The 7695-nt window shown below is 50.7% G+C and carries 4 protein-coding genes; 1 reads left to right on the forward strand and 3 read right to left on the reverse strand.

All coding sequences use genetic code 11. The features are described 5' to 3' along the window. Positions 1 to 226 precede the first annotated feature (226 nt). The gene (locus tag HMPREF1548_RS10275; protein WP_021635979.1) at positions 227 to 3352 is read right to left on the reverse strand and encodes a glycosyl hydrolase; all 3126 of its coding nucleotides are present in this window, start codon (positions 3350 to 3352) and stop codon (positions 227 to 229) included. A gap of 177 nt (positions 3353 to 3529) precedes the next feature. On the opposite strand from HMPREF1548_RS10275, the gene HMPREF1548_RS10280 reads away from it, so the two are divergent. Further along, entirely contained in the window at positions 3530 to 4591 is a 1062-nt protein-coding gene (locus HMPREF1548_RS10280) for an AraC family transcriptional regulator (protein WP_021635981.1), read from the forward strand. Positions 4592 to 4687: 96 nt separating this feature from the next. Here the strand turns inward: HMPREF1548_RS10280 and HMPREF1548_RS10285 are convergent, their stop codons facing one another. Then, complete coding sequence (locus tag HMPREF1548_RS10285) at positions 4688 to 5575, reverse strand: fumarylacetoacetate hydrolase family protein (RefSeq protein ID WP_021635982.1); 888 nt, start codon at positions 5573 to 5575, stop codon at positions 4688 to 4690. Between the two features lie 118 nt (positions 5576 to 5693). Then, a complete protein-coding gene (locus HMPREF1548_RS10290) occupies positions 5694 to 7394 on the reverse strand; it encodes an alpha-glucosidase (RefSeq protein ID WP_035321672.1) in 1701 nt (566 codons plus the stop codon). Between the last annotated feature and the right edge of the window lie 301 nt (positions 7395 to 7695).

Genomic DNA, 7695 nt, shown 5'->3' on the forward strand with positions numbered 1-7695 from the left:
ACAAATCTTATTTTACATTATTCTTTAATGAAATTATAATACTATTTTATCGTTTTATACACCGAAAATAATGTTATCACATACACCTTGCTTATGGCAAGTGTTTTATGAAATTTTTCCCGTCTTTTTATTCAAAAAAGCAGCCCGGAGTTTTTTATCTTCTCCGGACTGCTTTTGGCAGAATACTCTGTATATATTTACTTACATTGTCCATTTATTTTTGCTGTTATTCTACCCGGAACACCCTGGGCGCCGCCAGGATTCCCATTCTCTTCAGCTGATACTCATAGCTGTAGCCGGCCCCCTCCGTTCTCCATGCATTCGGGCCTGCCCAGGCGTTCTTCTCGTCACAGATATGGACGGTTCCGAAGGCATTATAACGGTTGCCGTAGGACGTCAGCGTAATGCTGTGCCTGCCTTTTTTCAGATATCCCAGGGATAACTGGTACGGGGAGAGGGCAATTCTTCCTGCAGCTTCCCCGTCTACCTCCACCTTCAGAAGCGGCGCGCGGAACTTTTCTGCGGCAATCACATACTCTCCGTCCTCTTCTGCATCCAGCTGTGCTTCATAAATCATGTTTCCTGCATAGAAGGGGAATCCCTGTGTGCTGTAATCACCGAAGGCCACGGTATCCGGCAGCTTTGTCAGGCAGGCCTCGCTGCCCTCCGCTCTTACGCCGAAGCTGCCCAGCAAATAGCACCATTCCGGGTTGGTGTCCCTGGAATATGCCAGCTTCAGGATAAGCTCCGAGGTACCTGCGGGTATGGCGGGCAAAGGGAACCTGCGGATGCATTCGTCCACAAAATAGCCGCAGTCCTTCTTTTCCACTTCCTCCCCGTTTAAGTATATGGTGGTTGCGCCTGATTCTTCGAGAGCCAGCGAGGCATCCGTCACCTGGATTTCCGACCGGATGGTGAACCTCATTTCCAGCACATGCTCCGGCTGTGCCTTTTCCGATGTCCAGGGCTGTGCAAAGGCTTCCATCCGAAGAGGATAACCTGCAGCCTTCCTGCATTCATTGTCCAATCTGAGAATCTCTTCTTTATCCCTCCAGGAGTCTCCGTCCTTCCCGTCAAAACGGTACTCCGCCATGTCCAGAAGAAGCACATTCGGCTCCGACAGACGGTAAGGCATACGGGTAGGAAGCCTGCGGCCCTCCGCCTTTGTAAAGCAGGCTGCGTGGCCTTCCTTTACACCGGCTGCAGTGCCGGCCGCCGGCACCTGCGTGGGAACCAGCTTCAGCAGCACGCTGGAATGATCATACATGCGGCGGGTAAATGATGTAACCCCGTTTTCTGTTCCTGCAGAAAGCGCCTTAATTTCTCCGGTCATGGTATCATATTCCCAAACCTCCCAAAGCCCTTTCAGGCGGAAGGTGATATTTTCTTCCGTGGGGATATCCTTGTTGACCGTTTTTTTGCCGTTTACAACGAACAGCCAGCGGCCGTCGCTGTCCTGGCGCATCTGGTAAAGCAGATGATCTGCCAGGCTGCCGTTTTCGCTGCGCAGTTCCACTTCCCTGTAATCTTCCAGCGCTCTTACCAGCTCGCTTCTGGAAAAACCGGCGCTGCGGCTGTTTTCATAAAGCGCTTTTCCTTCTTCATCCGGCACAGCATCCACCAGTTCGGGGGCTACGCCAAGGAAAAGAAGGTCGCCTCCTGCCAGACGGTATTCCTTCAGGCAGGAAACCGTAGTGGAACGCAGGGTTTCGCAGCCGGGAACGATAACCACATCATAGGCCATTTCTCCTACATGAAGCCTGCCATCCTCCGTTTTTTCATACTGTATGGGAAGAAGGGATTCTGCGATAAAGTCAAAATCCAGCTGGGAGAAAAGGAGCCATTCTGTCAGGTTCCGGAATCTGCTTTCCATCTCTTCCCTGATCAGGGCAGTCTGTTCCTTCGGCCCATAGTGCAGCCAGTAGCTTTCAATCGGATGGACAACGCCGATGCGTACACGGGCCTTCCCGCGGGTAAGGGCCGTATTCACCCTTGCAAAATGATCCTCTATCATGCGGTATTCCTTATACCAGGGGGACTGATAGAAGATGGAGGCCGGATAGTCCCTCTTTGCCTCACCGTTCATGCTGTCCCAGGAAAGATGATGGACACGCAGGGTCACTCCCAGCGCCGCCTGCCAGTCTCCCGCCAGCTTATGTCCCCTGAAATCAAAATCCCAGTTGGTTACGCCGTACAGCTCGCTGAGCACGCCGGGACAGCCAAACTGATGGGATGCGGACTGAGCCTGTTTCGCCGTGGTGTATTCCCGCCAGTCACAGAGCATATCGATGCCCGGCATCTGAAAACTGCGGTAAGAACGCATGGCTTCTCCCAAAGCATTGGTCTGGGAGGTCAGCGTAGGCTCCTCCATCATATGTCCGGTGAGCATGATATTGTGATCCCGGCACCAGTTTCCGATGGTATCCGCGAAGGAGGAGGCAAATCGCTCCGCCACAAAATCATGATAATGATACCGGGCAACGGACACCTTATCCTCCGGAAGCTCCCAGATAAGCTCCGGCACCGAGGCAAAGAAATCTTCGCCATAAGCCTCCCTGTATGCCGCCGGCAGCCCGTCGGTATAGGGAAGGATGACATCCTCTCCTGACTCGGCAAAGCTCAGCGTGGTTTTATGGGAAAACTGAGGCTCATCCGTAAAAATGGAGGGCACTGTTTTCCCGAATTCATCACCCACACAGTCCAGATACTGTTCATGCGTTTCTTCAATAAACCTGCGGATTGCCCTGGGATTCAGCGTATCCACATAGGTTTCGTTATTGTACCAGGGGCTTTCTCCGGCGATTTCTTCATACAGATACCAGACGTTGCTTCCTGTTTCCCCTTCCTGCAGCTGGCGGTACTCCTTCAGGCAGCCGTCCTCCAGAGTGATATCATAACGGGCAAGAAGCGTTCCGTTCCCCTGTACGGCAGCCTTGCTGGAGGAATCAAAACGTTCCTCCTCCCTTTTCCTCTCTTCATTGGAAAAAGGGGTGAAAACCAGATATCTGCTGCGGTATTCCACATCCTTTGTCACCTTTCCTCCGGCCGCGCCGGAAGGCCAGCGATCCTCGTCATAAAGATAGGCGTACATGCCGTCTTTCTTTGCCTTATCCACACAGGCGCGCACGCAGGCCTTATACTCATCGCCCAGATAGGGCGTGTCCAGACCCGTACGGCAATGCATATGAAAACCGCCGATCCCCATTTCCTTGAAATAATCAATGTGCTTTACCAGCACTTCAGGCGAAAGCGCCTGGTTCCACGCCCAGAACGGCGCCCCTCTATATTCATTTGTTGGATTTTGGAACAATTCAGCACTCAGGCTTTTTTCTTCTTTTTTTGGATATAACATAGCCCTTCCCTTCTTTTTTCGAATAATACAACAGAATCCATTGCATTATGTATTTTATTTCTGTAAGATAATCATAGAAAATATGGAATAAATGTAAATGGGAAGAAGGCATAAAATTGTAATTTGGAATGATAAAAAACAATTTTAATTTTCTAGGGAAGGGAGACGGAAGGCTTTATGGACGGATTGCTTTTGCAGAAGCCTGAAAAAGAGGCGGCAGGGCAAAAAAAGGCGGAGAGCTTCATCCGCATGGACAGGATTGCCCCCTATGTCAGATATGTGAATTATAAAATATTTGAAGGAGGGACGCTTCTGCCGGAACGGATCATCTATGATCATGAGCTGATATACTGTCTCAGCGGGGAAGCCGTGTTTCTTTATAACGGCAGTGAATACCGGATCCGCAAGGGAGAGCTTTTTTATCTTATGCCCTATCTGCACAATACAATGATCGTTCCCGAGGGCAAAATCTTCCGGGCGCACTGTATCCATTTTGACTGGATTTCTCCTGAAGAACAGTATGATTTCCGGGCGGAGCAGGTCTATCTGCATATGGAAAATCTTCCGGGCACAGACAGTCCCGCCCCGGCGCTGTATAAAAAGCCCCATTCCACTCCGGGGAAAAATGAAGACAGCGCGCCGGCCAATGAGGAGGTTCTGTTAAGAAGGCCGAATCCGGAGGTGGATCCCGCCTTTTTCCCTCCGCTGATAACCGGGCTGGATTATGATACAACGGCTCCTGTTTTCAAGGAGCTGTACCAGAACTATTCCCAGCTTGGCACCGGGGCCAGGCTGCGGGAGCGTTCGCTCTTTCTTCAAATTGCCGCCGCAGTCTGTGATTTGTCTTCGCCCGCCGGGAAAGCGCCTTCGGGTCTGTTCCATGAAAAAACCATCAGCGAATCCGTAAACTATATCCAGGAATATTATACGGAGGATATTTCCCTTCCGCTGCTGGCCTCCCATTCCGGGCTGTCTCCCAAATATTTCGGGCAGCTTTTTAAGGAACAGACCGGGATGGCCGTCCGGGAATACCTGACAGAGGTACGTATCCGGAACGCCAGGCATCTGCTCTCCCACACGGACAATACACTGGAGCAAATCGCAGCAGATACGGGATTTCAGGATAAGTTCTATTTTACAAAGGTGTTTAAGAGACAGACGGGGATTACGCCGGGAAAATACAGAAAGCTTTATGGCCACCTGGATCGTATGAAGAAGGGGGAACTGGCGCTTTCATGAGGATGGGATTATTTTTTGCAGCTGTGAAAGCTGCATGCTTCCGGCCGGCCAGTTGCATACGGCCGGAAGCATTTGCAAAGGAATACATTGGGTAATCTATATGATATAGTTGGTCAGCGTGCCGATTGGTGGAATTTCGCAGGTGACACAGTCGCCGGCTTTCATGAAGCGGGGCGGCCTGAAGCCCATGCCTACGCCTGCCGGGGTGCCGGTCGCTATGATGTCGCCGGGTTCCAGGGTCATGCCGCGGGACAGGTCTTCAATAATCTGCGGAAGGTCCGTGAGGAAAAAACGGGTGTTGGAGTCCTGCCTTTTTTCGTTGTTTACATAGCTTCTGACGTCTGCCTCCACGGGGAAGGGCAGGGCGGATTTGTGAAGGATTACAGGCCCCATGGCGGTATAGGTATCCAGGCTTTTTCCTTTGAACCACTGGCCATGCTGGTTCTGGATCCTGCGGGAGGAGATGTCATTGAAAACGGAATAACCGAATATGTAGTTTTCCGCTTCCTCTTTCGGAATGTCCTTTCCTCTCCGGCCGATGATGACGGCAAGCTCCACTTCGTAATCAAGCTGGTCGTCCAGATCGGGCCTGGACTGGATTTCCTCGCCGTCCCCCAGGATGCGTATCGCTCTTTTCGCAAAATAAACGGCTCTTGGGGCAGCTTTAAAATCATTCAGCGCTTCGCTGGCTTCTTTCTGGTGATCCCGGTAGTTAACGCCCACGCAGAGGATATCGTGTATGGGTTTATCTATTGGAGGAAGAATTTTCACCTGTGCGGCGGGAACCGAAGGGCAGGCAGCCCCAGTATGCAGCGCTGTTTTCAGCTGCGCCAGCTCGTCCCCGGTGATATTTTCTATCAGCTCCTGCATTGTGGCATAGCTACGATGCGGCAAAAGGCCGGAAAGGGGCAGTATGTCCGTTCCGGCCTGGTTTAAAATTCCTATCTGTGTTTTGTCTGCTTGTTCGTAACGGATGAATTTCATGATGTTTCCTCCTGAAAATGAATGTTATCAGGCAGCTGTAGGTCGTAAGCTGCGGTTGGTTTCATTTTCAGTTTACTTCTGCGGAAACGGTGTGTCAATCCGCCGACAGGCCAAACAGTTACGGAAAAAGCTCAAATACGGCACAGTCACAGGGATTTAAAGTAATCTGGAGCGCTTCTGTCTGTTTTGACAGCAGTTTGCTTTCGGTAAGGCCGCTGTCATTGGCCAGAAGAAGCTTTGCATTCTGTCCGGGCAGAAGCAGCGTTCTCTGCTCCTGTGCAAAATTTGCAGCAACCATGACCTGACGGCCGTTAAGACTGCGTGAAAAGGCAAAAATCCCGTCCAGCTCTTCAAAGGCGGGAATAAATTCCCCATAAGTAAAAATCTCCCTGTACTCCTCCGACTTACGCAGGGCAATCAGCCTTCTGTAGTAACAAAGCACAGAATCTTCATCATTTTCCTCATCCTGCACATTCACTGAAGTATAATTCGGGTTTACCTTCAGCCAGGGGGTTCCGGCCGTAAATCCGGCGTTTGCGCCGCTGCTCCACTGCATCGGCGTCCGGCTGTTATCACGGCTGAAACGGGCCGCCGCCTGCAGCGCCTCTTCCTCGCTCAATCCCGCTTCCAATGCAACCCTATACTGATCCTTCGTGCTGATATCATCAAACTCTTCTATACTGTGGAACGGACAGTTCGTCATTCCCAGCTCCTGCCCCTGATACAGGAACGGGATACCGCGCAGAAGCACGCTGGTCGTTCCCAGCATTTTAATTCCCCTGGGATTTTGGGCATGCTCCGGCAGATAGCGTGATGCGCCCCTGGGCTCATCATGATTCTCAATAATATTGGCTTTCAGGCATCCTATACCCTGCCCTTCCAGCTGAGAAGCAAACAATGCAGAACGCCATTCCTTAAAAGATACCGGACGGCTGTCATACCATCCCTTTCCCCCGCCGGAAAGCACTGCTGCGGAGAAATCGAACATAGTGGAAAAATGCCCGTCCTCACCGATAAACTCCCGCAGCTCATCGTCCTTCATATTAAAGACCTCTGCCACTGTAAAAGCCCCATATTTTTCAAAGGTTTCTTTTTTCAGCTCCTCCAGCAGTTCTCCGACGCCTTCCACCTCTTCCACCATTTTGGTGCAGCTTACCAGCCCGTCGCTGCCGTCCGCCGGATAATCCGGGAAAGCAGGATCCTTCTTTATATTAATGATGGCATCAATACGGAACCCGGCCACGCCCTTTTCCAGCCACCAGTTCACCATATCAAAAAGCTCCCTTTTTAATTCAGGGTTCTCCCAGTTCAGATCCGGCTGCTCCTTTGCAAACATATGCAGATAATACTGATCCGTACCCGGCACCGGCTCCCAGGTACTGCCGCCGAAATAGGAACGGTAATTACTGGGCGCTCTCCCGTCCTTCCCCTTTCTGAAATAAAAATAATCCGCATATTTATCCTCCGGATCTGCCAGAGCCTTCTGAAACCATTCATGCTTATCGGAGCAATGATTGATCACCAGATCCATGATAATATACATGCCCCGCTTCTTTGCTTCCGCCAGCAGCTCATCAAAATCCTCCATCGTCCCAAACTCCGGGGCAATAGCATAATAATCAGATATATCATACCCCTGATCCACAAACGGAGACTGATAAACCGGAGAAAGCCAGATAATATCCACCCCCAGCTCCTTCAGATAATCAAGCTTCCCGATAATTCCCCTCAGATCGCCAATCCCATCCTCATTACTATCCAGAAAGCTTTTCGGATAAATCTGATAAGCCACCTTGTCATGCCACCATTTTTTCATCATAATTAAATTCCTCCATTTCCTTGCTTCCCAAAGAATAAGTAACAGTTCAGCCTTCGGCCGAACTGTTACTGCATCCGCCCATGATAAGTCGCCTTCGGCGAGGGGCGGATGCCTGCTGTCACCACGTTTTCTCACGGTTTGCGCAGTGAATGCGCAAACCTGCCTGAACTGTAACAAGAATAACATAAGGAATAAGGAAATTTCTTGTATAAAACCAAGACATACTAACACAATCCTATGATCCTTCACCACCTCCACCAATCAAAGACCCCGCTGCAAGCAACGAGGTATCAAACTTGCA

The organism is Clostridium sp. KLE 1755 (assembly GCF_000466465.2).
Taxonomy (GTDB): Bacteria; Bacillota; Clostridia; order Lachnospirales; family Lachnospiraceae; genus Eisenbergiella; species Eisenbergiella porci.

Bases quoted from the DNA above. Each gene is read 5' to 3' on its own strand.
- HMPREF1548_RS10275 (WP_021635979.1), bottom strand. From the start codon at position 3,352: ATGTTATATCCAAAAAAAGAAGAAAAAAGCCTGAGTGCTGAATTGTTC.
- HMPREF1548_RS10280 (WP_021635981.1), top strand. From the start codon at position 3,530: ATGGACGGATTGCTTTTGCAGAAGCCTGAAAAAGAGGCGGCAGGGCAA.
- HMPREF1548_RS10285 (WP_021635982.1), bottom strand. From the start codon at position 5,575: ATGAAATTCATCCGTTACGAACAAGCAGACAAAACACAGATAGGAATT.
- HMPREF1548_RS10290 (WP_035321672.1), bottom strand. From the start codon at position 7,394: ATGATGAAAAAATGGTGGCATGACAAGGTGGCTTATCAGATTTATCCG.